The organism is Dorea sp. OM07-5 (assembly GCF_003481355.1).
Taxonomy (GTDB): domain Bacteria; phylum Bacillota; class Clostridia; order Lachnospirales; family Lachnospiraceae; genus Dorea_D; species Dorea_D hominis.
Map to the genome: position 1 here is coordinate 154,408 of NZ_QUKZ01000005.1, position 25,814 is coordinate 180,221.

Annotated in this window: 21 protein-coding genes and 1 tRNA gene; 2 read left to right on the top strand and 20 right to left on the bottom strand. The window is 43.0% G+C overall.

Features of this window, described 5'->3' with window-relative positions; translation table 11 throughout:
* Positions 1 to 26: 26 nt before the first annotated feature.
* From ilvD to DXC04_RS06730, 9 genes are all read right to left on the bottom strand, one after another.
* On the bottom strand, positions 27 to 1,700 hold the full coding sequence (ilvD, locus tag DXC04_RS06690; protein ID WP_021860685.1) for a dihydroxy-acid dehydratase: 1,674 nt from the start codon (positions 1,698 to 1,700) through the stop codon (positions 27 to 29).
* A 33-nt stretch (positions 1,701 to 1,733) separates the two neighbouring features.
* The gene (gene leuB, locus DXC04_RS06695) at positions 1,734 to 2,819 is read right to left on the bottom strand and encodes a 3-isopropylmalate dehydrogenase (protein ID WP_021860686.1); all 1,086 of its coding nucleotides are present in this window, start codon (positions 2,817 to 2,819) and stop codon (positions 1,734 to 1,736) included.
* 184 nt (positions 2,820 to 3,003) lie between these two features.
* Complete coding sequence (cdd, locus tag DXC04_RS06700) at positions 3,004 to 3,414, bottom strand: cytidine deaminase (RefSeq protein ID WP_117537324.1); 411 nt, start codon at positions 3,412 to 3,414, stop codon at positions 3,004 to 3,006.
* A gap of 14 nt (positions 3,415 to 3,428) precedes the next feature.
* Complete coding sequence (udp, locus tag DXC04_RS06705; RefSeq protein ID WP_118660520.1) at positions 3,429 to 4,217, bottom strand: uridine phosphorylase; 789 nt, start codon at positions 4,215 to 4,217, stop codon at positions 3,429 to 3,431.
* Between the two features lie 222 nt (positions 4,218 to 4,439).
* Positions 4,440 to 5,177 carry a pyruvate formate-lyase-activating protein gene (gene pflA / locus DXC04_RS06710; RefSeq protein ID WP_118660522.1) on the bottom strand — a complete coding sequence of 246 codons (738 nt, stop codon included), beginning with the start codon at positions 5,175 to 5,177 and terminating at the stop codon, positions 4,440 to 4,442.
* Positions 5,178 to 5,217: 40 nt separating this feature from the next.
* The gene (pflB, locus tag DXC04_RS06715) at positions 5,218 to 7,470 is read right to left on the bottom strand and encodes a formate C-acetyltransferase (RefSeq protein WP_118660524.1); all 2,253 of its coding nucleotides are present in this window, start codon (positions 7,468 to 7,470) and stop codon (positions 5,218 to 5,220) included.
* A 297-nt stretch (positions 7,471 to 7,767) separates the two neighbouring features.
* The gene (gene yajC, locus DXC04_RS06720; protein ID WP_021860691.1) at positions 7,768 to 8,073 is read right to left on the bottom strand and encodes a preprotein translocase subunit YajC; all 306 of its coding nucleotides are present in this window, start codon (positions 8,071 to 8,073) and stop codon (positions 7,768 to 7,770) included.
* Positions 8,074 to 8,164: 91 nt separating this feature from the next.
* A complete protein-coding gene (tgt, locus tag DXC04_RS06725; protein WP_117537419.1) occupies positions 8,165 to 9,298 on the bottom strand; it encodes a tRNA guanosine(34) transglycosylase Tgt in 1,134 nt (377 codons plus the stop codon).
* Positions 9,299 to 9,383: 85 nt separating this feature from the next.
* Complete coding sequence (locus DXC04_RS06730; protein WP_021860693.1) at positions 9,384 to 11,075, bottom strand: L,D-transpeptidase family protein; 1,692 nt, start codon at positions 11,073 to 11,075, stop codon at positions 9,384 to 9,386.
* A gap of 214 nt (positions 11,076 to 11,289) precedes the next feature.
* On the opposite strand from DXC04_RS06730, the gene aroC reads away from it, so the two are divergent.
* Positions 11,290 to 12,402, top strand: coding sequence for a chorismate synthase (aroC, locus tag DXC04_RS06735; protein ID WP_118660526.1), 1,113 nt, complete (start codon positions 11,290 to 11,292; stop codon positions 12,400 to 12,402).
* Positions 12,403 to 12,440: 38 nt separating this feature from the next.
* Here aroC and DXC04_RS06740 read toward each other — a convergent pair whose 3' ends face one another.
* The 10 genes from DXC04_RS06740 to DXC04_RS06785 all read right to left on the bottom strand — a co-directional run bounded on the left by DXC04_RS06740 (position 12,441) and on the right by DXC04_RS06785 (position 23,558).
* Complete coding sequence (locus DXC04_RS06740) at positions 12,441 to 14,096, bottom strand: nucleoside kinase (RefSeq protein ID WP_021860695.1); 1,656 nt, start codon at positions 14,094 to 14,096, stop codon at positions 12,441 to 12,443.
* A 57-nt stretch (positions 14,097 to 14,153) separates the two neighbouring features.
* Complete coding sequence (locus DXC04_RS06745) at positions 14,154 to 14,954, bottom strand: Nif3-like dinuclear metal center hexameric protein (RefSeq protein ID WP_118660580.1); 801 nt, start codon at positions 14,952 to 14,954, stop codon at positions 14,154 to 14,156.
* Between the two features lie 102 nt (positions 14,955 to 15,056).
* A complete protein-coding gene (locus tag DXC04_RS06750) occupies positions 15,057 to 15,770 on the bottom strand; it encodes a tRNA (adenine(22)-N(1))-methyltransferase (protein WP_118660528.1) in 714 nt (237 codons plus the stop codon).
* 13 nt (positions 15,771 to 15,783) lie between these two features.
* Positions 15,784 to 16,896 (bottom strand): RNA polymerase sigma factor RpoD, encoded by a 1,113-nt coding sequence (rpoD, locus tag DXC04_RS06755; protein ID WP_021860698.1) that lies wholly within the window; start codon positions 16,894 to 16,896, stop codon positions 15,784 to 15,786.
* 38 nt (positions 16,897 to 16,934) lie between these two features.
* A complete protein-coding gene (gene dnaG, locus DXC04_RS06760) occupies positions 16,935 to 18,704 on the bottom strand; it encodes a DNA primase (protein ID WP_118519227.1) in 1,770 nt (589 codons plus the stop codon).
* A gap of 72 nt (positions 18,705 to 18,776) precedes the next feature.
* Positions 18,777 to 19,784, bottom strand: a complete 1,008-nt coding sequence (locus DXC04_RS06765) for a deoxyguanosinetriphosphate triphosphohydrolase (RefSeq protein ID WP_118660530.1) — start codon at positions 19,782 to 19,784, stop codon at positions 18,777 to 18,779.
* 207 nt (positions 19,785 to 19,991) lie between these two features.
* Positions 19,992 to 20,076 (bottom strand) — tRNA-Leu (locus tag DXC04_RS06770).
* 136 nt (positions 20,077 to 20,212) lie between these two features.
* Entirely contained in the window at positions 20,213 to 20,767 is a 555-nt protein-coding gene (locus DXC04_RS06775; RefSeq protein WP_118660532.1) for a DUF5662 family protein, read from the bottom strand.
* A gap of 107 nt (positions 20,768 to 20,874) precedes the next feature.
* Positions 20,875 to 22,527 (bottom strand): alpha-amylase family glycosyl hydrolase, encoded by a 1,653-nt coding sequence (locus tag DXC04_RS06780; RefSeq protein WP_118660534.1) that lies wholly within the window; start codon positions 22,525 to 22,527, stop codon positions 20,875 to 20,877.
* A 29-nt stretch (positions 22,528 to 22,556) separates the two neighbouring features.
* Positions 22,557 to 23,558: a sugar ABC transporter substrate-binding protein gene (locus DXC04_RS06785; protein WP_021860703.1), complete on the bottom strand. Its 1,002-nt coding sequence runs from the start codon at positions 23,556 to 23,558 to the stop codon at positions 22,557 to 22,559.
* A 128-nt stretch (positions 23,559 to 23,686) separates the two neighbouring features.
* On the opposite strand from DXC04_RS06785, the gene DXC04_RS06790 reads away from it, so the two are divergent.
* The gene (locus DXC04_RS06790) at positions 23,687 to 23,986 is read left to right on the top strand and encodes a DUF1292 domain-containing protein (RefSeq protein ID WP_021860704.1); all 300 of its coding nucleotides are present in this window, start codon (positions 23,687 to 23,689) and stop codon (positions 23,984 to 23,986) included.
* Here DXC04_RS06790 and DXC04_RS06795 read toward each other — a convergent pair.
* Entirely contained in the window at positions 23,981 to 25,813 is a 1,833-nt protein-coding gene (locus DXC04_RS06795; protein WP_118660536.1) for an ATP-dependent helicase, read from the bottom strand. The genes DXC04_RS06790 and DXC04_RS06795 overlap by 6 nt on opposite strands.
* Position 25,814 lies beyond the last annotated feature (1 nt).

The following is a 25,814-nucleotide window of genomic DNA, read 5'->3' on the forward strand; positions in this document are numbered from 1 at the left end:
GTAACCTTACTCTCTTATGTCTTGTCTTATGACTGTTTTGGAACTTCCAGAATAGCTCCTCTGTTTCCGGATGTTACCATAGAAGCATATCTTGCCAGATAACCGGTTGTAACTTTCGGCTCTCTCGGTGTCCATGCTGCTTTTCTCTTAGCCAGTTCTTCATCAGATACATCCAGTTCCAGTTTCAGATTCGGAATATCAATCTTAATAATATCTCCTTCTTCAACTAACGCAATCGGTCCGCCAACTGCGGCTTCCGGTGAAACATGTCCGATGGATGCTCCTCTGGATGCTCCACTGAAACGTCCGTCTGTAATTAAGGCAACACTGGAACCAAGTCCCATTCCTGCGATTGCAGAAGTCGGGTTCAGCATCTCACGCATACCCGGTCCACCTTTCGGTCCTTCATAGCGGATTACAACTACATCACCTTTTACAATTTTGCCACCCTTGATTGCTGCGATTGCGTCTTCTTCGCATTCAAATACTCTTGCCGGTCCTTCATGTACCAGCATCTCATCTACAACTGCGGAGCGTTTTACAACACTTCCGTCCGGTGCAAGATTACCTTTCAATACTGCAAGTCCGCCTGTTGGTGTATATGGATTGTCGATTGGACGGATAACTTCCGGATTTTTGTTGACTGCTTCTTTAATATTTTCTCCGACGGTTTTACCTGTAACCGTCATACACTCTGTATGCAGTAAGCCTTTTTTATTCAGCTCGTTCATAACTGCATATACACCGCCGGCTTCATTCAGGTCTTCCATGTAAGTCGGGCCTGCCGGTGCCAGATGGCAGAGGTTCGGTGTCTTCTCGCTAATGCCATTTGCAAAATCGATTTCAAAATCCATACCGATCTCATGAGCGATTGCCGGCAGATGCAGCATACTGTTTGTAGAACATCCCAGTGCCATATCTACAGTCAATGCATTTAAGATTGCTTCTTTTGTCATAATATCTCTTGGGCGGATATTCTTCTCAAGCATCTCCATAACTTTCATACCTGCATGTTTTGCAAGGCGGATTCTCTCAGAATATACGGCCGGGATTGTTCCGTTACCGCGGAGTCCCATTCCAAGCACTTCTGTCAGACAATTCATGCTGTTCGCTGTATACATTCCGGAACAGGATCCACATGTCGGACATACTTTATTTTCAAATTCACACAGATCTTCATCTGTCATTGTTCCTGCTGCATTGGCTCCAACCGCCTCAAACATGCTGGACAAACTTCTCTTTTGTCCTTTTACATGACCTGCAAGCATAGGACCGCCACTTACAAATACTGTCGGCACATTAATTCTTGCCGCTGCCATCAGAAGTCCCGGTACATTCTTATCGCAGTTCGGCACCATAACCAGTGCATCAAACTGATGTGCCATTGCCATTGCTTCCGTAGAATCTGCGATCAGATCTCTTGTTACAAGGGAATATTTCATTCCGATATGTCCCATTGCAATTCCGTCACACACAGCGATTGCCGGAAATACAATCGGTGTTCCACCTGCCATGGAAACTCCCTGTTTTACCGCATTAACGATTTTGTCCAGATTCATATGTCCCGGCACAATCTCATTATATGAACTTACGATTCCGACCAGTGGTCTTTCCATCTCTTCCTGTGTAAGACCAAGTGCATTAAATAATGAACGATGCGGTGCTTGCTGTTTTCCTTTTGTTACTGTATCACTTCTCATGTTTCTTTCCCTCCTGTAACCTTATTGACATTCCTATTCGATATATCCTGCGATCAGATCTCCCATTTTCTCAGTTCCAACCTGTGTCTTTCCTTCTGACATGATATCAATCGTACGATATCCTTCTTTTAATACTTTTTCAACCGCATTCTCAATTGCATCTGCTTCTTTATCCAGATCGAAGCTGAATCTTAACATCATTGCCGCAGATAAAATTGTTGCGATCGGGTTTGCGATTCCTTTTCCTGCAATATCCGGCGCAGAACCGCCGCTTGGCTCGTACAGGCCAAATTTGGTTTCATTAAGGCTCGCACTTGCCAGCATTCCGATGGAACCGGTTACCATACTTGCTTCATCAGATAAAATATCTCCAAACATGTTCTCTGTAAGAACTACATCAAACTGTTTCGGATCTCTGACAAGCTGCATTGCACAGTTGTCAACGAGCATATGTTCCAGTGTCACTTCCGGATAATCCTTCGCAACTTCTTCTACAACTTTTCTCCACAATCTGGAAGAATCAAGTACGTTTGCTTTGTCTACACTTGTTACCTTCTTTCTGCGCTTCATAGCAATGTCAAAACCACGCTTTGCAATTCTGCGGATCTCATTTTCATTATATGTAAGTGAATCGTGCGCAGTTATCACGCCGTCTTCTTCTATGGTCTTTCTCTCACCGAAATAGAGACCTCCTGTCAGTTCACGCATGATCATCAGATCAAATCCGCCTTCTGTAATTTCTTCTTTTAATGGGCATGCGCCTTTCAGTTCATCATAAAGAATCGCCGGTCTTAAGTTAGCAAATAAATTCAGTTCTTTACGAATCTTTAAAAGTCCTGCTTCCGGTCTCTTGGACGGCTCTAACTGATACCAAGGTGAAGTCTTTGCATCTCCTCCGATGGATCCCATCAGCACTGCATCACTTGCTTTTGCTTGTGCAACTGTCTCACTCGTAAGCGGTACTCCGTGTACATCAATAGAAGCTCCACCCATCAGAAGCTGTGTGTAATTGCATGTATGTCCGTAAACATCTGCAACTTTGTCGAGAACCTTCATTGCTTCTGTTACAATCTCCGGTCCGATTCCATCCCCTTTGATCACACCAATATTTAAATTCATAATCGCTCTTCCTTCCTGTGTAAATATATCTTTCAACGCACTCACGTATCTATAAGAACCTGCCACCGGCAAAATCTTTCGAATATTATATCGCTTAAAACAGAGTGCGCTCTGTTAATATAAATAATATACATCCTATAATATCTTATTTCCTTACAGCTTTCAAGACTTTAATACGCTAAAATTACAAATTATCTGCGCCGAAACCAAGTGGCAATAATTCTTTCAGGCTGTAAGTTACATATTCATCCTGACTTTTTGCCAGAATAATCTCTAATTTATCAGGATCTGCGAACTCCTGCATCACCTGTCTGCACACTCCGCATGGCGGGCAATAAGTATGCATACCTTTTGTATCTTCATTCACTATACAGATCTTTGTAAAATGTCGTTCTCCTTCACTGACCGCTTTAAAAAATGCCGTTCTCTCCGCACAGTTGCTTGGCGTATATGCAGCATTTTCAATATTACATCCGGTGTAGATTTTTCCACTCTCTGTAAGAAGCGCCGCACCGACTTTAAATCCCGAATACGGTACATAGGCATATTCAAGCGCAGAAAAAGCTTCTCTGATCAGTTGTTGTATACTGTCCATCTGTCGCTCCTTCCTTATATTTTCTGTTTTTTCCGATCTTCTCTTATCAGGCTACGGATTGCCTCAACCGCAGTTTTTATTGGAAGTTCCGTATCATGAACTACCGGATTGTCCAGACCTTCTTTTGCGCGTTCCTGGTTTGCCATCACCAAAAGCACGGTTCCTATCCGCACGCGAAGATAACTTCCTACTATATACAATGCAGCAGATTCCATCTCAGACGCAAGGCAACCCATTCTCTTCCATGCTTCCCATTTGTTCAGCAGCTCATAGCTTACCGGTTTGCTCTCCGGTGCATGCTGTCCGTAAAAGGAATCTTTACTTTCCACTACCCCGGCATGATAGGGAACGCACATCTCCTTCGCCGCTCCGATTAATGCATTCACAACTTCTATATCTGCTACAGCAGGATATTCTATCGGCGCATATTCTTTACTTGTTCCTTCCATGCGGACTGCTCCGGTTGCAATAACCAGATCTCCGCTTTTTACAGAAAGATCAATTCCTCCGCTTGTACCGACACGGATGAATGTATCTGCTCCTGCCTTTACTAATTCCTCCAGAGCAATTGCCGCCGAAGGACCTCCAATTCCGGTAGATGTGACACTGACCTTTACTCCGTTCAGCGTTCCGGTATAAGTTACAAACTCCCGGCTGTCTGCAACCAGTTTTGCATCATCCAGATGTTCTGCAATCTTCTTACAGCGTTTTGGATCTCCCGGAAGAATAACATACTTTCCAACTTCACCGGGTGCGACCTGTATATGATACTGTCTGTTTGGATCTTCCGAATAATTCACCATATCCCAATCCTCCCTTATCATTTTTCTTCTTATTATATCATGTTTTCCCGGATAGCTCCATAGCTGCCATTTGTCACAGCATTTTCCTTGTCGCAAAAAAAGAATGTGCCTTGGCACATTCCAGTATTTTCATATACTTTTATAAATATGATATTAAGGGAAAAAGCCAAAAAACCACTCATGTGCAAGCACATTGTGATTTTTTGGCTTTTGTCCCTGGCATCATAAATATTTTGCAGTCTTCAGAATCTCATTCGCATTCTGAATTCTTTCCTGCGTCGGAGGTTCGATGCCTTCCAGTCCGTAAGGGATACCAAGTTCTTTCCACTTGTATACTCCCAACGTATGATATGGAAGCACTTCCACACGTTCTACGTGATCAAGTTTCTCTATGAAATCATGCAGTTTCCATAAATAGTCGTCCCTGTCACTTCTTTCCGGCACCAGTACATGACGAATCCACATAGATTTACCTGTATCCGACAGGTATTTTGCCATATCAAGAATGTTGTCATTCTTCTGTCCGGTCAGAAGCACATGCTGCTCCTCATCCATATGCTTAATATCTAACATTACAAGATCTGTTACTTCCATCAGCTTTTCAAATTTAGAAAAGAATGGTTCTTCTCTTGTAAATGGATTACCACAGGTATCTAGAGTTGTGTGAACTCCTTTTTCTTTCGCTTTTGTAAACAGCTCCAGCAGAAAATCAATCTGCAGGAGTGGTTCTCCTCCACTGACGGTAATACCGCCCTTACTTCCCCAGTAAGAGCGGTATCTCAATGCTTTTTCAAGCAGTTCATCTGCTGTGTAAGGCGTTCCTGCCTGCATATTCCAAGTGTCCGGATTGTGACAGAACTGACAGCGCATTGCGCATCCAGATAAAAAGATCACATACCGTACACCCGGTCCGTCAACGGAGCCAAAACTTTCCAGAGAATGGATATATCCTTTCGTCATTGTTTTGCTCCTTTAATACTTTTCAAATCAAATGTTCAAACTACATCTGCTCGTGGCATGTTCTTGCGATTACGTCTAACTGCTGCTCACGTGTCAGGTCAATGAACTTAACAGCGTATCCGGATACACGGATTGTAAAGTTTGCGTATTCCGGTTTCTCCGGATGTTCCATAGCATCACGCAGTTTTTCTACACCAAATACATTGACATTCAGATGATGTGCTCCGCGGTCAAAGTATCCATCCATAACATGTACAAGGTTTTCTTTTCTCTCATCATCGCTGTGTCCAAGTGCGCTCGGGCTGATTGTCTGTGTATTGGAAATACCATCCAGTGCCAGCTCATATGGAAGTTTAGCTACGGAGTTCAGTGAAGCTAACAGACCGCTCTTCTCTGCGCCGTATGACGGGTTAGCGCCTGGTGATAACGGCTCGCCACCTTTTCTTCCATCCGGAAGAGATCCTGTCGCTTTACCATATACAACGTTAGAAGTAATTGTAAGGATAGATGTCGTTGGTACAGAATTTCTGTAAGTGTGGCATTTGTTCAGCTTGTGCATAAATGTCTTCAGAAGCCAGATTGCCATGTCATCTGCACGGTCATCATCGTTACCATATCTTGGGAAGTCTCCCTCGATCTCAAAGTCAGTTGTAATTCCGTCTTCGTCACGGATTGGTTTAACCTTTGCATATTTGATAGCGCAAAGGGAATCTACTACATGAGAGAATCCTGCAATACCAGTTGCGAAAGAACGTTTTACATCTGTATCGATCAGTGCCATCTGTGCTGACTCATAATAATATTTGTCATGCATATAGTGGATCATGTTCAGTGTATCAACATACAGCTTGCTTAACCACTCCATCATCTCGTCATATCTTTCCATCACCTCATCGAAGTCAAGATATTCCGATGTGATTGGTCGGTAAGCAGGTCCTACCTGAACTTTGTTCTTCTCATCAATGCCACCGTTGATTGCGTATAACAGACACTTAGCAAGGTTTGCACGTGCTCCGAAGAACTGCATCTCTTTACCTGTCTCTGTTGCCGATACGCAGCAGCAGATTGAATAGTCATCGCCCCATACCGGACGCATAACATCATCGTTCTCATACTGGATTGAGCTTGTCTCTACGGAAATCAAAGCTGCAAACTTCTTAAAGTTCTCTGGCAGTCTTGAAGAATATAATACTGTAAGGTTTGGCTCCGGTGACGGTCCCATGTTCTTCAATGTGTGCAGGAAGCGATAATCATTCTTTGTTACCATAGAACGTCCATCCTGTCCAAGGCCAGCTACTTCCAGTGTTGCCCATGTCGGATCTCCTGAGAACAGCTCGTTGTAAGATGGGATTCTTGCAAATTTAACCATACGGAACTTCATTACCATATGGTCGATCAGTTCCTGAGCTTCTTTCTCCGTCAGTTTTCCGGCTTTTAAGTCTCTTTCAATATAAATATCAAGGAATGTAGAAATACGTCCGACACTCATTGCAGCTCCGTTCTGAGTCTTGATTGCTGCAAGGTATCCGAAATACAGCCACTGTGCTGCTTCTTTTGCATCTTTTGCCGGCTCTGAAATATCAAATCCGTAAGCAGCAGCCATTTCCTTCATCTCTTTCAACGCTTTGATCTGATCTGCAAGCTCTTCACGGAGACGGAAATCTGTTCCTTTCATACCATGTCTTGCATAACGCTCAAAATCATACTGTTTCTTTTCAATAAGAAAATCGACACCATACAATGCAACACGACGGTAATCACCTACGATACGTCCTCTTCCGTAAGTATCCGGAAGACCTGTGATGATCTTGTTATGTCTTGCTTTTTTCATCTCCGGTGTATAGATATCAAATACTCCCTGGTTGTGTGTTTTATGATATTTTGTGAAAATCTCATGCAGCTTTTCGCTTGGCTGATATCCGTAAGTTGTACATGCCTGCTCAGCCATCTTAATACCACCATATGGCATAAACGCTCTCTTAAGCGGTTTGTCTGTCTGAAGACCAACTACTTTTTCAAGATCCTTTGTTTCCTCACTGATGTATCCCGGTCCATAAGCTGTAAGTCCGGATACAACTTCTGTCTCCATATCAAGGACTCCGCCTTTGGCACGTTCTTCTTTCTGCAGTTCCTGAAGCTTTTCCCATAATGTGTTGGTTGCTTCTGTAGGACCTTCCAGGAAGGACTCATCTCCCTCATATGGTGTGTAGTTTTCCTGAATAAAATCTCTTACGTCTATGGAATGTCTCCAGTTCTCTCCGGAGAAGCCTTCCCACTGTTCACGCTGTGTCATCGCACATACTCCTTTCATCCTTCGTTTTCTGTTTTTCGTTGCAAAGTATATCATCTTGTGAATAAAATAGCAAGCATATTTTTGATAATCGTTCTCATTACAACGCTTGTACATGATTTTGTGCAATTTTGCCTGTTTTTGCGCCTTATATTGTATTTTCGCACGTACAAAACTGGTCTTTTTTATATAGTTTTTCTATATCTATATAGGTGCATGCAATATGCTAACATCAAGAATATATAAAAAAGGACGCCCTCTACGGACATCCCTTTCTGATATCTTCTTCAATTATATCTCTTATTCAGCAGATGCCTTCTCGACCTGTGCAATTGCTGCTTTCTGCATCGGGATACGGCAATTCTTGTTGTTACCGAATTCCACGATCAGATCATCATCACTGATGTCGATGATCACACCGTAAAAACCGCTTGATGTGAGTACTGTATCTCCAACTTCCATCTCTGCGATCATAGCCTGTACTCTCTTCTGTTCTTTCTTCTGTGGTCTGATGAATAAAAACCAGAATCCACCAAAGATCAATGCATATATTAAAACTAAAACAATCCCGTTTACCGGTGAACTCTGTGCTGCTAATGTAAACATATTTCTTCCTCCTAATATTTTTAAACACTATTGCTATCATACACAATAATGCAGGCTCTAGCAAGCTATTTCCCACAATTTCATAGAAATTTTACGAATTATTCCCCGAAACTGCGTCCAGTTTCCATTTCTTATATTCCTTATATCTTCCCGCTTCTATAGCATCCCGTATTTCTTCCATCATCGTATTATAGAAATACAGATTGTGAAGCACGCAGAGCCGCATGCCGAGCATCTCTTTTGCTTTCAGCAAATGTCTGATATACGCTCTGGAATAGGAACGGCATGCCGGACACTGGCATCCTTCCTCGATCGGCTTATCATCCAGTTCAAATCTGGCATTAAAAAGATTCAGTTTTCCATGATTCGTATAGACATGTCCATGTCTTCCGTTACGGCTTGGATATACACAGTCAAAGAAGTCTACTCCACGGTCAACCGCCTCCAGAATGTTTGCCGGTGTGCCGACTCCCATCAGATACGTCGGTTTGTTCTCAGGCAGATGCGGTACAACCGCATCCAGAATCCGGTACATCTCTTCATGTGTTTCTCCGACCGCAAGTCCGCCGATCGCATAACCATCCAGATCAAGTTGTGCAATCTCCTGTGCATGGCGGATACGGATATCTTCATAGACGCCACCCTGGTTAATTCCAAAAAGCATCTGCTGCTTATTGATCGTATCCGGAAGACTGTTCAGACGGTTCATCTCTGCCTTACAGCGTTTCAGCCATCTGGTTGTCCGGTCAACCGATTTTTCCATATAATCTCTTTTTGCAATACTCGACGGACATTCATCAAATGCCATTGCTATTGTAGACGCAAGATTAGACTGAATCTGCATACTTTCCTCCGGTCCCATAAAAATCTTGTGCCCGTCTATATGGGAGTTGAAATAAACTCCTTCTTCTTTGATTCTTCTGAGTCCTGCCAGAGAAAAAACCTGAAACCCGCCGGAATCTGTAAGGATTGGCTTATCCCAGGTCATAAATTTATGAAGACCGCCCAGCTTTTTCACAACTTCATCTCCCGGACGCACATGGAGATGATACGTATTTGAAAGTTCCACCTGCGTCTTGATCTGCTGGAGGTCATCTGTGGAAACTGCGCCCTTGATCGCGGCCGCCGTTCCCACATTCATAAATACAGGTGTCTCTATAACACCATGCACTGTATGCAATCTTCCTCTTTTGGCAAGACCATCTTTTTTAATTAATTCATACATGATCTTATCCTCATTGCTTTCTGTGATTTTCATCATTTACTGCTTATTATCTCTTTATTCCTTAATTGCTGCCAGCAGCACTTTTCTAATTATGACATACAACCGGCACATCTTTGTATACCAGTTCATACATCTTCGGTGCAACTGATGGCGGTAAATTGACACAACCATGGGAACCGTGTGATTTATAACGGCTTCCTCCGAAAGTCGGCTGCCATGAAGCATCATGAAATCCAATTCCTCCATTGAAAGGCATCCAGTATTTAACCGGCGTCTCATAGGAATAAGTACCATCCGGTCTTCTCTCACCACGAAGTGTTGCATTCTTTGTTTTATATGTCAGAGAATACACGCCCGGAGGTGTTGCATTGCCTTTGTTCGGATTACCGGTTACAACATCTGTGCTGAGCACAACTTTACCCTTCTTAATAAAGTATGCTCTCTGATTCGTTAAGTCTACCTCTGCATAAGTATCTCCCATATCCATCGTATCATGGGATGCTGCTTTACTTAAATATTTCGGTTCACGGGTGACTGTCTCACCTTTTTTGATATTCTTTGTCAGCTCTTTGTATTCGCTGTCCTGCGCTATGCACCAGCCATAATCTCCGCCATCCACTTTGACTGTGTTTCCGGTTGCGGTTTTGAAAGTGCGTGTCTTTCCTCTGGTATTATATTTGGACGCAAGACTCTGAATATACTTCTTCACCGCATCTTTGTCAAACTTCACTTTCATCTTCTTGTTTACTTTCACCCATTGTGAAATAACAGAAGAATCTACGACTTCTGTCTTCGGACTGAAATCATATGTAACCTTTGCTCCGAGATAACTGTTCATCTTCTCAGCCGCATCTTTGACTTCCTGTGAGTCTTTTGTATAATCCGGCTTAATATAGCATCCCTCTTTTGTAAGATCCAGTTCTGACTGGAATCCGTCTAATGCTTCCTTAATTGCTTCATTGAACGCATCTTCATCAATCTCTGTGCCGATAACTTCCGGTTCAATCTCAAATCGGGTATCCATGAATTTCGGATATGCATTTTTTGATTTAGTTTGGTTCTTCTTATCCATACAATTCAGGCCACTGACCTCATCTGCCAGTGCTTCTTTGTCGTATTTTACACCAACTGAAGCCTCAATCTGCGGATGATTCCAAAGTGATATGATCCACAGGAAATTGTTCTGCTGTTTTATGCATTTTGCAAGTTCATCAGACTGCACATACTCCAGGGAAATGTCAGATCCGTCAATCTCTTCTGTACTTCCGTCAGATTCTTTCAATGTAAGTACATAATCTCCGACATCTTTCTTTAACTTGCTCTCCACCTGGCTTACACTCTTAAGCGCAACATCGTTGCCATTGATCTTCGTATAGAACATAAAATGGCTTCCAAAATAAAGTGCAATTCCGATATAAACTACAGCGAGGATCCCCACGATAGTTCCGATCACTTTTCCTGCTTTTTTCTTACGTCTGCGTTTTTTGTATGCTTTTGATGCCTCTTTTACTGCGTCCGACTCTACCTCGCCTTCTTCACCCTCAAAGTCCTCAAAGTCCTCATAATCCGGTTTTTCATCATAACCTGCCGCATGAGTTTTCTTTGCTTTTCTGTGGCTGATTTCTTCATAATCATCTTCATCAAATTCTTCGAATCCATCTTCATCGAAATCATCTTCATCTATTGAATCACGGATCTCAGACTTATGAAGATCACCATATAATTCCCGCATTGTTTCTTCGATAATCTCATCGGCTCTTTTGTCATTCTTACTCATAAGCGCTTACTCCTTTTTTATTCACATGTCCCATTATAATATGCATATCCATAAAAGTACAGACTAAATTTTAAGGAAAATATGAAGAATTTTTGAATATCCGCCCTTATTCATCCGTTGCGCTTTTCTCCTGCTTCCTATATAATAAGTTGTATCGTTTTACATACCGAACAATTTCAAAGACTACATATTATAGAAGAAATGGAGAACAACTATGGCAGGTTCAACTTTAGGAAATTTATTTACAATCACAACCTGGGGCGAGTCACACGGTGCCGCAATCGGGGTTGTTATAGACGGATGTCCTGCGGGACTTTCTTTAGATGAAGAAGATATTCAAATCTATCTCGACCGCAGAAAACCGGGGCAGAGCCGCTTTACAACTGCAAGAAAAGAGTCCGATAAAGCACGTATTTTATCTGGCGTTTTTGAAGGTCATACAACCGGAACGCCAATTTCCATCATGGTCGAGAATACAGACCAGCGTTCCAGAGATTATGGCAAGATCAAAGACTGCTATCGTCCGGGACATGCAGATTACACTTTTGATGCCAAGTACGGTTTTCGCGACTACCGTGGTGGCGGACGTTCTTCCGGTCGCGAAACGATCGGACGTGTTGCAGCCGGAGCAATCGCCGCAAAGATATTAAGACAACTCGGTATCACCATTACAGCTTATACCCGTTCCATCGGAGATATTGTCATTCCGGAAAATGAATATCATTACGATCAGATTACAGAAAATGCACTCTATATGCCAAATAACGATTACGCAGCCAGGGCTTCGGACTACCTTGCTGAATGTATCAGAAAGCAGGACTCCTCAGGCGGCATGATCGAATGTGCGATCACCGGTGTACCTGCCGGTATCGGAGAGCCCGTATTTCATAAACTGGACGCTGCACTTTGCAGTGCGGTTATGTCCATCGGTGCAGTCAAAGGTGTGGAGATTGGCGACGGTTTCCAGGCTGCTGCCGCACTTGGAAGTAACAACAACGATTCTTTCCGTCTTGACGCTGGTAAGCTTACCAAAGCAACAAATCACTCTGGCGGTACACTCGGAGGTATGAGCGACGGCAGTCCGATCATACTGCGGGCGGCAGTCAAGCCAACGCCATCTATCTCCCAGCCACAGGATACCGTCATGAGAACAGACTGTCAGGAGCTTACAGATACTACAATTGAGATTACCGGGCGCCACGATCCTGTCATTGTTCCCCGCGCTGTCGTTGTCGTAGAAGCAATGACGGCTGTCACAGTACTGGATCTGCTCATGCGCAACATGAGTTCCCGACTGGACAGCCTCATCAAATTCTACCGTTCCTAAATTATCACAGCAATTATCTCAAATCATATGTTCAAGAATTAAATTTGAAAACATCCACCTCCAATGAATTCCCGCAGTAGGGAGTTCGTTGGAACGTTTTCACTTCCGATTCCCACAAAATAATCCAGGAATTTTAACAATCGTTTTGCTTCTACATATTCCGGTGCTTTTCTGTCCACTCCGAACAGAAGTGCTTCCACATATGGTTTCAATACAGCAAGTTCATAAATCAACGCCGAATTGAACATCACATCCGCTTCTTCCTGATATGGGAAAATATTCTTCTCTTCCCCTTTTCTTACAGATGGCCACATATTGATTGTCCGCGCAACCGAAGCGCCTCTTGTTCTTGCATCCCGGACAATTCTCCGGAGCAGACGTCCGTCTGTTGTCGGAATCCGGTTATGCTCATCAATATTCAGCTGTGTCAGTGCACTGATATAGATCTTGAATTTATTTTCATCCGGAAGACTCTGCGTCAGTTTCGGATTCAGGCAGTGGATTCCTTCGATGACGAGAACATCATTTTTTCCCAGCTTCTTCACGTCCGGTCCGTATTCCTTATGTCCGGTCACAAAATTAAACCTTGGAAGAACAACTTCCTTTCCTGCAAGCAGATCTCCCAGTTGTCTGTTAAATAACTCCACATCTACTGCTTCCAGACATTCAAAATCAAAATCTCCGTTCTCGTCCACCGGATTCTCTTCCCGTTCCACAAAATAATTATCTACCGCGATCGGATGCGGCACCAGACCACAGGCACGAAGCTGTACTGACAGTCGATGGGAAAATGTTGTCTTTCCGGATGATGACGGACCGGCGATCAGGATAAATTTTAATTCCGGTCTGGCAGCGATCGTTGCAGCTATTTCCGCAATTTTTTTCTCCTGTAATGCTTCCTGGACGAGTACTGTCTCCCGCACATCACCTTTGGTAATCCTGTCATTCAGTGCACCAACAGTCTCAATCCCCTGCATATCACCCCAACTTGTGGATTCTTTTAATACATGGAATAATTTGTTCTGCGGCTCAAATGGCGGAACAATTTCCGGTTCCTTCTGTTCCGGCATCTGGAGCACAAATCCGTCATCATAAAGATACAATTTAAAGTATTTTAAATACCCGGTGCTCGGAACCATATATCCATAATAATAGTCTTCAAATTCATTAATGCTGTAGATATTTACTTTGGAAACCCTGCGGTACGCAAACAATTTCTCCTTATCATGCATACCGTATCTGGCAAATGTCGCAATCGCATCATCGGTATTTACAGATTTCTTATTGATTGGAAGATCTGCCTCTACCATCTGATGCATCCGTGCTTCTACCTGATCCAGGAACTGCTGATCCAGTACAACATTGCCTTCAATTGTACAATAATATCCCTTACTGACGGAATAGTGGATCCGGACTTTATCAACATTCTCGTGTTCTGCCACATCATAAATTGCTTTAACAAGCAAAAGGCTCATGCTTCTTTTGTATGTTTTGTGCCCACTGTCACATGCTGTTGTCTCAAAGTTAAGTGTACAGTCTCTGTTTACTTTCTTGTGAAGTTCCTGTAATTTACCATCAACCGTGACAAGTACGATATCATGGGAATATTCTTTCTGATATTCTTTTGCGATCTCCAGATAGGTTGTTCCGGCTTCATACTGTCTGATCTCGTCATGGATTTTTACCTGATACATTTCACATCATCCTTTCTTTGCATCTGTCCGAAAATGTCTGTGCAACATCTGCCATTCCTATACCACCGTAAACGGATGATGGATGGCAGCACTTATAACCGCTGTCTGCGGAAACGCTTCCTGCAGATAATTCTTCATATCTTCTATAAAAATGTGTTCCACACCATAATGTCCTGCATCAATGATTGCAAGTTCCTGTGCAACTGCATCAATCCCCTCGTGATGATCGATATCTCCGGTAATCAATACATCCGCCTTTTTTGCCAGCGACTGTGTGATCACGCTTTTTCCGGAACCCGGACAGAGAGCGATCCGCGATACCTGTTGAGCAAGATCACCAAATACTTTCACTTGCGGAACCCCATATGCTTTCTTTACTCTATCGCAGCATTCTTTTAAAGTTACCGGTTTCTGCCAGCTGCCAATCTCACCAATGCCTTCCGGATACTCCTCACCTGTTTCCGGCTGTATGCGCATTCCGGTAACATCCAGTACTTCTGTATCATTGAGCCCCAGAAGATTGCCTGCAAGCTCAGCCATCCTGCATACATCGTAATTTGTATGCATTGCATAATAAGAAATATCATTACCGAGCAGCTGTAACAGACGTCTGCCGATAAAATCCCGGTTGTTGATCTGTTTCATACCGCCAAAAATCAACGGATGATGTGTTACAAGCATATCTGCTTTCTGACAGATCACATCCTCCACCACTTCATCTGTCGCATCCAGCGCAACATAGATTTTACGGACTTCTTTATCGTCTCTTCCGGCAAGAAGTCCGACATTATCCCAGGAGAGCGCCGCATCCTTTGGATATACATTTTCTATTTTTTCCATGATCTCTTTACAGAGCATACTATTCACCTCTGTTTCCTGTATTCCCGTTTCCGGGTTTCTCATTTATTTTCTATTATAATATGCTGTTAATCAGATATCTCCGGCTATAATACTTACAGATTATTCTGCATTATGCACATCCGTGATTCGTTCCAGTGCTTCTTTTGTTCTTAGCATCTCTTCTGCAAGCTCTGCTTTCCTCACCTGAATACTTGTACTGTCTGCCTGTTTATTTAACTGCTTCAAAATCTTCTCCTGGATCGCACATTCCCGCAACAGGAAATCCTTTAGCACCGGATGCTTTTTTTCAAGTAATTTCTTTCCATAATAGTATTCATACTCTTCATAGGTTTCCGACTCTCCATGCTCCACTTTGAGAATCGGATAGTATTTGCCATCTTCTTCCACCATATCCTCATCGACGATCAAAAACTGTTCCTGCGTAAGATACCGTCGTACTTTGTCAATCTCTGACTGTGGCTGTAAAATACAGGTTTTCATCTGATTGATCACATCTTTACCATCTTCCAGAATATGGATCACAAGTCCACCACCCATTCCAGCGGTGATAAGCGTATCTGCTTCTCCCGGAACAAGTGCCTGTGTACCATCCGACAATCTTGTCTCAATCCAATCCGACAGTCCCTGTTCTTCAATATGTATTCTCGCCCGCTCAAGCGGTCCTTTATTAATATCCATAGCGATTACCCGTGATGCGATCTTCTCCTGTATCAGATAAATCGGGATATAGCCATGGTCAGTTCCAACATCTGCAACAGAGGCGCCCTCTGTCACAAGAGCTGCAACTGCGTACAGTCTTTTTGATAGTTCCATAGGCGCCTCTTTCTTAGTCTAAATAATCTCTTAATTTTCTGCTGCGGCTCGGATGACGAAGCTTACGAAGTGCTTTTGCTTCAATCTGTCTGATACGCTCACGCGTAACGTCAAATTCCTTGCCAACTTCTTCCAGTGTACGTGCACGTCCGTCATTCATACCAAAACGCAGTCGCAATACTTTCTGTTCTCTCTCTGTCAGCGTGTCCAGTACTTCATCCAGCTGTTCTTTCAGAAGAGTCTGTGCTGCTGCCTCTGCCGGCACCGGTACATTATCATCCTGAATAAAGTCACCAAGATGACTGTCCTCCTCTTCACCGATCGGAGTTTCCAGTGACACCGGTTCCTGGGAAATCTTAAGGATCTCACGCACTCTGTCTACCGGCATGTCCAGCTCAGCAGCGATCTCTTCCGGCGTAGGTTCACGTCCTAAATCCTGCAATAACTGTCTGGAAACACGGATCAATTTGTTGATCGTCTCTACCATATGCACTGGAATACGGATCGTTCTTGCCTGATCGGCAATTGCTCTTGTAATCGCCTGACGGATCCACCATGTTGCATACGTACTAAACTTAAATCCTTTATGATAATCGAATTTCTCTACTGCTTTGATCAGACCTAAGTTACCTTCCTGAATAAGGTCAAGAAACAACATGCCTCGTCCAACATATCTCTTTGCAATGCTGACAACAAGTCTAAGGTTCGCTTCTGCCAGTCTCTTCTTGGCGCTCTCATCGCCTTCTGCCATACGTTTTGCAAGATCTACTTCTTCTTCCGCTGTCAGAAGCGGAACTTTACCGATCTCTTTCAGATACATTCTGACCGGATCTTCAATGCTGACTCCATCCGGAACAGACAGGTCAATCTTCTCAACATCTACTTCATCCTCGTCTGAGATTACAATATCCGAATCATCAATATCGTCATCATCGGAGCTGATACGAAGCACATCGATATTCTGTCCTTCCAGATATTCAAATACTTTCTCCATCTGTTCAGAATCCAGATCGATATCATGGAAGAAGTCATTGATTTCCTGAATCTCAAGAATCCCTTTTTTCTTCTTTCCAAGCTTCACCAGTTCTTTTAATCTCTCTTCAAATTTTGCCATGTGTTCGTCCATGTAATGCCATCCTCTCATTGCTTGTTTATATTTTATCCCTAATTAATGGAAATATGCAGTTTCTCAAGGTCCTGCAGCTGACGTTTTGCTTCCATCAGACGCTGCAGTCCTGCAATATCTGTCGGCGCAAGATTCCTTGCTGCCTCTTCAATGCTGTGGTTCTTCACACGGATGATTGTTTCTTTCAATGCTTTCTCCTGCTCCCCAAGAGTTGTCAGTTCCTTGATTTTCGTGTGGAACAGACTCGCAACTTCGCGATGTTCTTCCTCATCCGTAAAATGATTCATAATCTGTGCCGGATTCACCTGCTGTTTCTCATATTGTTCATACAATATAGAAGCAACTGTCCGATATATATCGCCGGTAAAATCTTCCGGTGAAATGTATTTACAGATCTGTGAAAATATATTCTCATCTTCGATCAGCCACGTCAGAAGCACCTTCTGGGACGTAATATTCCCATCTTCTTTCTTCTCTTTTCGTGTCTGTTTCGGTCTGGAAACCGGCTTTGCCAGTCCCTGCTGTACGGCAGTCTTCACAACTAATTTGCGAAGCTCTTCATATCCCACGTGATATGCCTGCGCAACAGCTTCTATGTAATTATTGCGCTCAATCTCTTCTTCAAACTCTCCAAGCCGTCTTGCAACTTCCCGCATAAAATCAGTCTTTCCTTCCGGTGAATGCATATCATAATCCCGCTCCAGAACTTCCAGGCTGAACATGAATCCATTCCTTGCTCTGCCAATCCGTTCTTCAAAAGCTTCCGCTCCGAGATTCTTGATAAATTCATCCGGATCTTTGTAAGGTTCCATACGGATAATCTTTGCCGTAATCCCTACATCCTTAAGAATCGGGATTGCGCGCAGTGCTGCTTTCGTCCCTGCCTCATCACTGTCGTAAGTCAGATATACTTCCTTCACGTAACGCTTGATCAGTGAAGCATGTCCCGGTGTCAATGCAGTTCCTAAAGATGCGACCGCATTGGTAAATCCTGCCTGATGCAACGAAATCACATCCATATACCCTTCGCACAGAAGAAAATATGGCTTTCTTGTGCTTCTTGCACGGTTCAATCCGTACAAGTTCCTGCTCTTGTCAAAAATCAGTGTCTCCGGAGAGTTCAGATATTTTGGTTTCGCATCTCCCATCACGCGACCGCCAAATCCAATCACACGGCTGTTCACATCCATGATTGGGAACATCACACGATTCCAGAACTTGTCATGCGCACCATGCCGCTCATCAATACTGATCAAACCAGCCTTCGCAATCATCTCGTCCTTATATCCTCTTTCTTTCAGGTAACGGTACAAATCGTCGCTATACTTATTGGAATATCCCAGCCCAAAAGCCTTAATCGTATCATCCGACAGTTCCCGCCTCTTTAAATAAGAAAGTCCGGCTTCTCCTTTTGAACTCTTAAGCTGTACATAAAAATACTGTGCTGCGATCTTATTGATCTCAAGCAGAATTGCCTTCAGATCAGCTCTCTCCTTCGCCTGTGCAGAATATTCCATTTCCGGAAGTTCTACCCCGGCCTTGTCAGCCAGATATTTCAGTGCTTCCTGAAAAGTATAATTTTCATACTCCATCAAAAATGTAAATACATTCCCACCTGCACCACAGCCAAAGCAATAATACATCTGCTTCCCGCGGCTTACTGAAAATGATGGAGACTTCTCATTGTGAAAAGGACACAGACCGAAATAAGAGCTGCCCTTTTTTTGTAATTTCACATAGCTGGAAATCACATCCACAATGTCATTGCGGGATCTGACTTCCTCTATAATCTCATCAGAATAATACATATACTCCGCCCTTTTTCTTTGTCTTAAAAATACCCTCATGCTAAATATTCAACAAAGAACTTTGATTTCCTTTTAATATTTCCAAGATTCTGGGATAAAATATTCCTGAAACTTCTTTACGGCATAGTTATCCGTCATTCCGGCAATATAATCACACACGATCATTTCTTCCGGCTCACCTCGTTCTTCCAGAATGGTCAGAAATTCTTCTGGCATTGCCTCCAGATGTTCCATATAATACTGATACAGACTGGTGATCATATGAATGGCTTTTCCTTCCTCACCTTTTGCATCCTGATTTGTATAAACACGTTCAAACAAAAATTCTCTGAGTCCGCTCATCGCATCCTGGATCTCCGGTGACATCACGATCTTATCACGATCCATACTGGATATGATCACATCATGCACCATCGTATTCAGCCTTTCTCTTGTCGTCATTCCGAGAATATCCGTATAACACTTCGGAATATCTTCTATCCTCAGGATTCCTCCACGGATCGCATCATCAATATCGTGATTGACGTACGCAATTTTATCCGACAATCTCACAATCTGTCCTTCCAGCGTATGCGGATTTCCACTAGTCTTATGATTTTCAATCCCATCAACTACTTCCCAGGTCAGATTCAGTCCCTGTCCCTGTTTTTCCAGATATTCTACTACACGCACACTCTGTATATTATGACTGAATCCAGATGGACTGACACTGGCAAGCGCACGTTCCCCTGCGTGTCCGAACGGTGTATGCCCCAGATCATGTCCCAATGCGATTGCCTCCACCAGATCTTCGTTCAGTCTCAACGCTTTCGCGATTGTTCTTGCATTCTGCGATACTTCCAATGTATGTGTAAGTCTTGTCCGGTAATGATCCCCCTTCGGATAAAGAAAGACCTGCGTCTTCTGTTTTAACCTGCGGAATGCTTTACAATGTAAGATTCGGTCTCTGTCTCTTTGAAATACCGGTCTGAGATCACACTGTGGTTCCGGTCTTTTTCTTCCCCGTGATGCAATACTTTTCGCTGCATAAGAACTTAAATATTCTAATTCACGCTCTTCGAGCTGCTCTCTGATCGTCATAACAGTACCCTCCTTGACTCTTCCCGCATATTTACAACAACATATTTCAATGCTATATTACTTTTATTATAAAAAATTAGATTTTGTCCGTCAATGAACAGCAACTCTAAATTAAGGCGGGAATCACAGGAACCATTAAAACAATCCTATTCAAAAAAAGAGCGGGAACCCTTGAAAAAATCAAGGATTCCCACCACAAATAAAAAATGCGGAAGATGGGACTTGAACCCACACAAGCGCAATGCTTACAAGATCCTTAGTCTTGCTCGTCTGCCAGTTCCGACACTTCCGCATAGGACGTTGAGCTTATTTTTATTTATCTCTCTCGCTCTGTCCGTAGATTATAATACTATAACCCAACCTAAATGTCAACATATTTTTTGAACTTTTTTAATTTTTTTAAATCTTTTTTCAATCGTGACATTTTCCTATATCATATTCTGGCGTTTCAATTCTCTGACCTGCTCTCTTACATACTTGAATGTTGCACGCTCACCTTTTTCTGCCAACATCTTCAAAAGCTTATGTATAAGTGCCGCTGTCTCCGGATGGATCATCTTGCCAAGCTTCGCCGCACCTTTCTCATAATACTGAAGCGGCTCTTTGTCTGTATACTTATCACCCAGATAAGTTTTGGATGCTGCGATCCGGTCCATAAACATCTCATACACATACTTTACCGGCATCTTCTGTCCTACAATCCCCTCTCCCGGAACTATACTGTAATCAATCCAGTATTCATAATGATGCTTATTACGACCTTTGTGATGCAGCCACGCTGTAGAATATCCGGTTGCTTCACGTTCTGCATTATTCGGGCTTCTTGTTCCCTGATAATACTTACAGCCGACCAGAAATTCTGTCGGAGAATATTTGGACAGATCATGAAGCAGCCCTTGCTTGTATAATCCAACTTTAAAACAATGTTTCATAACCAATAGTTTGTGGTGATTGATCGTTTGCAGATGTTTTAACGCCTTCATACTTATATCTCCATTCCTCTTCATTTATTCTTTGTCATTTCTTTCACATACTTTATATTTATTATGCACTTTTTTTCAATAACTTTCAAGAGAGTATCCCTGTTTTCTTATTTTGCAACCAGGACAACTATTGTTCTTTCTTCAATTTCGATAGATTTCTGTCCACCCAAACAGATCATTTCAGCTTTTATACCGTCTTTTGTGGAAGCGGCAAGATACCATTTTTTATTTTTCGGAAGAGATGGCAGAGCAAATGTATGACGGATCCAGTGCATATTATAAGCGACATAGCAGTCCTCTGCTTCAAGCGATGTTCCACTGTAATATACGCCCAGCTGTCTACTTGCGACTTCCTTCTCTATTCTCCATGCATATTCTCCGTGGTAGGATACATCCGGAACTCCGCATCTAGTCGTATCTGTTCCGCTCATCTCCTGCGCCGGATGGAATACTTTATAACGTTTGCGGAATGCGATCAGATCCCGCACGAAATCATGCAGTTCCTGATGCGTCGTCAGTTTTTTCCAGTTCACCCAGCCTGTTGAATTGTCCTGACAATAGACATTGTTATTTCCTTTCTGTGAATTGCCAAACTCATCCCCCGCCAGCAGACACGGTGTCCCCTGTGCCAGAAATACAAGAAACAGCGCATTATACAGCTGTCCTCTCCTTAAGCTTACAACCGCTTTCTTCCTTGATGGGCCTTCTGCTCCGCAGTTCCAGCTGTAATTATAATCCGGTCCATCCTGGTTATTTTCTCCGTTCGCTTCATTGTGTTTTCCTTCATAGGATACAAGATCCATAAGCGTGAAGCCATTATGTGACGCAATATAATTGAAGCTTCCTTCTTTCTCCGACAGGTGACGTAGCCAGTAAGTCACTGCTTCCACCATACCCTCGTCTCCTTTTAAGAAACGGCGCATCACATTCTGAAATTCCGTATGATGAACCATCAGCTTGCAGTCCTGTAAATACGGATCTTCATACGCTGCTCTGGTTGATACTGCTGCCGGATTCAGGATATATCCGTCTATATGATATTCCTGCCTGTAATAGCGCAGGCAATCCAGCACCTGATAGATCGGCGTCTCCGGACAAAAGGGCATTTCCAGCACGACTTCAATTTCCGATGCATGACATGCTTTCACCATGTTTTTCAACGAACGCACACCGTCAGATATAGCAGAATAGCTGTTCTTCGGTGCAAAGAAATACCCAGGTCCATATCCCCAGTAATTTGGCTTTCTTTTTCCTTCCAGAAATGAATAAACCGGCATACACTGAATCTGGTTGATCCCCAGGTCTTTCAGATAAGGAAGCTTTTCTATGACGCCTTCAAAGGTTCCTCTGTGTGCAACCTTTGAATAACTATCCTGTGTAAATCCACGCACGTGAAGGCTGTACGCAATAACATCCTTATATGCATAAGCCGGATATCTGTCATCCTCCCAGTCATATTCTGTGATCAGGACCTGACTCTTATTCTCTTTTGTAAATGCTTTTGTGTACGGATCAGTCACAACTTCTTCATCCATCAGATACTCATAGGCATATGCACCTGACTGGATATCCGTCACCTTTACTGTATATACCGCACCTTCACTTTGCCGCATCGGATATCTGGCACATGGTTCTTTTTCCCCTGCATGATACAGGAGAAGGCAACATGCCTTCCCCTTCTTCGCTGCAACGGAAAAACTGACTCCATCTTCCTGTACCGTAACCCCCATCGGTAACTGCTGCCCTTGTGTATTCTTCATTCTTTGTGTCCTTTTTCCCTTTCTGTACTCTATTGCCAACCATCTGTGCCGTACATATCTACATTATCTTTATTGATCATAAAGACTTCTTCATAGACTTCCTTCTCATAATCGTTTCCATCCAGAATATTGTCTGCTGTCTCTGCAGCTTTCTTTCCTATGTTAATCGGTGACTGTGCTGCTGTTCCTACAATCTGGTTCTCTCTTTTCTTTAATTCTTTCTTAATATCCGGTGACCCATCCACACCGTAAATCAGTACTTTATCATTACCGACAACATTCACTGCTGTCTTTGCCGCAACCGCAAGCTGGTCATTGCCACACATGATCGCAGTCAGATTCGGGTATTTCTTCAACATCTTCTCTGCTGCCTTCAATGCTTTGTTAAATTTTCCTTTTGTATCTGCTCTGTCTACTACTTCAAACCCTTTTTCTGCTTTGGAGATCGCCTCTTCAAATCCGGTGATACGTTCATTCATGGAATTCTGTGTCGGGCATTCCAGAATTGCAACGGTTCCTCCGTCCGGACTCTTTTTGATCAGATCTTCTCCGCAGATATATCCTGCATTCTTATTATCAGAGCCTACGTAGGCATCCACATAGGACATCTCTTTTACCTGCGTATCTACATTAATGATCTTCACACCGGCATCCTTAAGTTTCTTAAGAGATGGTGTGATCTTCTCCCAGTCTACCGGGCTTAAAATAATGGCATTGATACCATCCTTGATCATCTCATCAATCTGCTTTGCCTGTTTGTCCGCATTCCCGCCTGGATCTTTTGTGATCAGAGTAGAATCATCTGCTTCCACAACTTCTCTCGTCGCACTTTCCAATGTAATAAAATACGGGTTCTCCATATCGATCACGGAAAATCCGATTAAGTACTTTTCCTGATCTGCATTTTCGTCTGTATCTTCTTCGGCTGTTGCATTATCTTCCGGTGTTCCTACATCTTTTTTGCATGCAGTCATTCCTAACATGCAGACTAACAGGACTGCCAGAAGCAATGATATTTTTTTTCTTAACATGCTGTTTTCCTCCTTATGTACACGCAGATTTATTTTACAACATTTTTCTTAATTTGGCTACTACATCCTTGCTTTTTGCCTGTTCCTTTGATAGAGTTAAGTTATCTTAGAAAAAGGAGAATTATATTATGAGTGAACAGAATATGAACACAGATGAAGAGCAGATCACAGTAACTCTTACAATGGAAGATGATGAAGAGATTGACTGCGCAGTTTTAACTACATATTCAGCAAACGGAAGAGAGTATATTGCGCTGCTTCCTCTGAATGAAGAAGGTGAGAGTGAAGACGGTGATGTTTATCTCTACCGCTACGAAGAAGTAGACGGCGAGCCGACACTTGGCAATATCGAAGACGATGACGAATACGACATCGCTGCCGATGCATTTGACGAGTGGATGGATGAGCAGGAATTTGAAGAATTATAAGAAGAGCTCTTTTACAAAACGGGAAGGACTGCAGTCTTTTCCGTTTTTTTCTTTTACATAACTGATGACAAGCTGGCGTTTTGCCCGTGTCATCGCCACATAGAACAAGCGTCTCTCCTCTTCCGTCTCATCCTGCATGACAGCCCGCCTGTATGGCATGCTGCCCTCATTTGCGCCAAGGATAAATACGGTATCATATTCCAATCCTTTCGCCCCGTGCATTGTCAGCATACAAATGCCTTCTTTTTGCGTTTTTCTGCTGTTTTCCCATAAATTTTCTTCATATTGCTCAATGTGCGCAAACCACTCTGGAATTGTCGCATACGCTTTTGCTCTCTCCTGAATCTCATCGAGCACCTCAAACAGTTCTTCTGTACACAGTCTGCGGTAAGCGGCATATTCTTTCAGAAATGCATCATAACCGACTCTTTTTCGTATATACTGGATCACTGCATACGGACTTTTTCCTGCAATCATCTTCATATCCCATTCCAGTTGATCAATGCGATCCTGCATCCATTTTTTATTTTGGTAATATTTCCTCAGACTTTCATAATCTGCCCTGTCACTGCGCATGCTGTCCCGGCTGATGTAGCGGTTCGGGCGGTTTGCAATCCTTAAAAGGTCTTTCCTTGTGACAATTCCTTCTGCCAGGTGCAGATAGCTTTTGATATCCTGTCCGATAAAATGTTCATATATATTATATAAATGTTCTTTCATCTGAAACGGTATCTGATGCTCCATCAATGTTTCCGCCATCACTCTTGCCTCAGCAGCAGTGCGGTATAAAATCGCAATTTCTTCATACTGTATTCCACTTTTTAAAGTTTCCCTTATCCGGCCCAGAATATACCTGCTTTCTTCAAACGGATCTCTCACTTCCTGTACATGAACTGTCAGATCTGCTTTCTGTTCTGCCTTGATTTTCTTCAAAAAGCGATTTTTATTATTTGTGATCACACGCAGCGCTCCATTCACAATATGTGCTGTTGAACGGTAATTCACATCCAGCAGGATTTGCTTTGCCTGCGGATAATCTTTCATAAACTGCTGCATAATTCCCGGACTCGCTCCGCGGAATCCGTAAATAGACTGGTCATCATCCCCCACTACAAACAGATTGGCGTTTTCGCCCGCCAGCATCCGCAGGACATCATACTGTACCCGGTTAATATCCTGAAATTCATCCACCAGAATATACGGGAAACGTTTTTGCCATTTTGCCAGTATATCCGGTCTGCTCTCAAACAGGCGGCTACACTCCAGCAGCATATCCTCAAAATCCAGCTTATGAAGACGCTTCTTTTCCTTCTCATAAGCAGTATAAATATCCCGAAAACGATTTTCGCCATATTGCTTTGCTTCATATGTTTCTATATTGTAGCGGTGATTCTTCACATTCCCAATCTCCTCCGACAGATTCTTAAGAAAATCTTCTTCCCGGAGCAACTCTTCATCCTCACCCCAGTCCGTCTTCGAAACGATCCCTGTAAGCAGATTTTTTCGTTCTTCTTCCGTCAGAAGATTCGCGGAAGTAAGTCTGTAAGCCCACTTTAAAATCCCGTAATAAACACCGTGAAATGTTCCAAATGTCACCGCTGATGCCTGCTGTTTCATAACTTTGGCAAACCGCTGTTTCATTGACTTTGCCGCATACTTTGTAAAGGTAAGGACCAGAATTTCTTCTGGTCTTACCTTATAATTCATGATCAGATATTCAATTCTTTTTGCAATGGTAAGAGTTTTCCCTGAACCGGGACCGGCAAGAACCATACAAGGTCCTTCCTTATGGGCGACCGCCTCTTTCTGAGCATGATTTAATTGCATA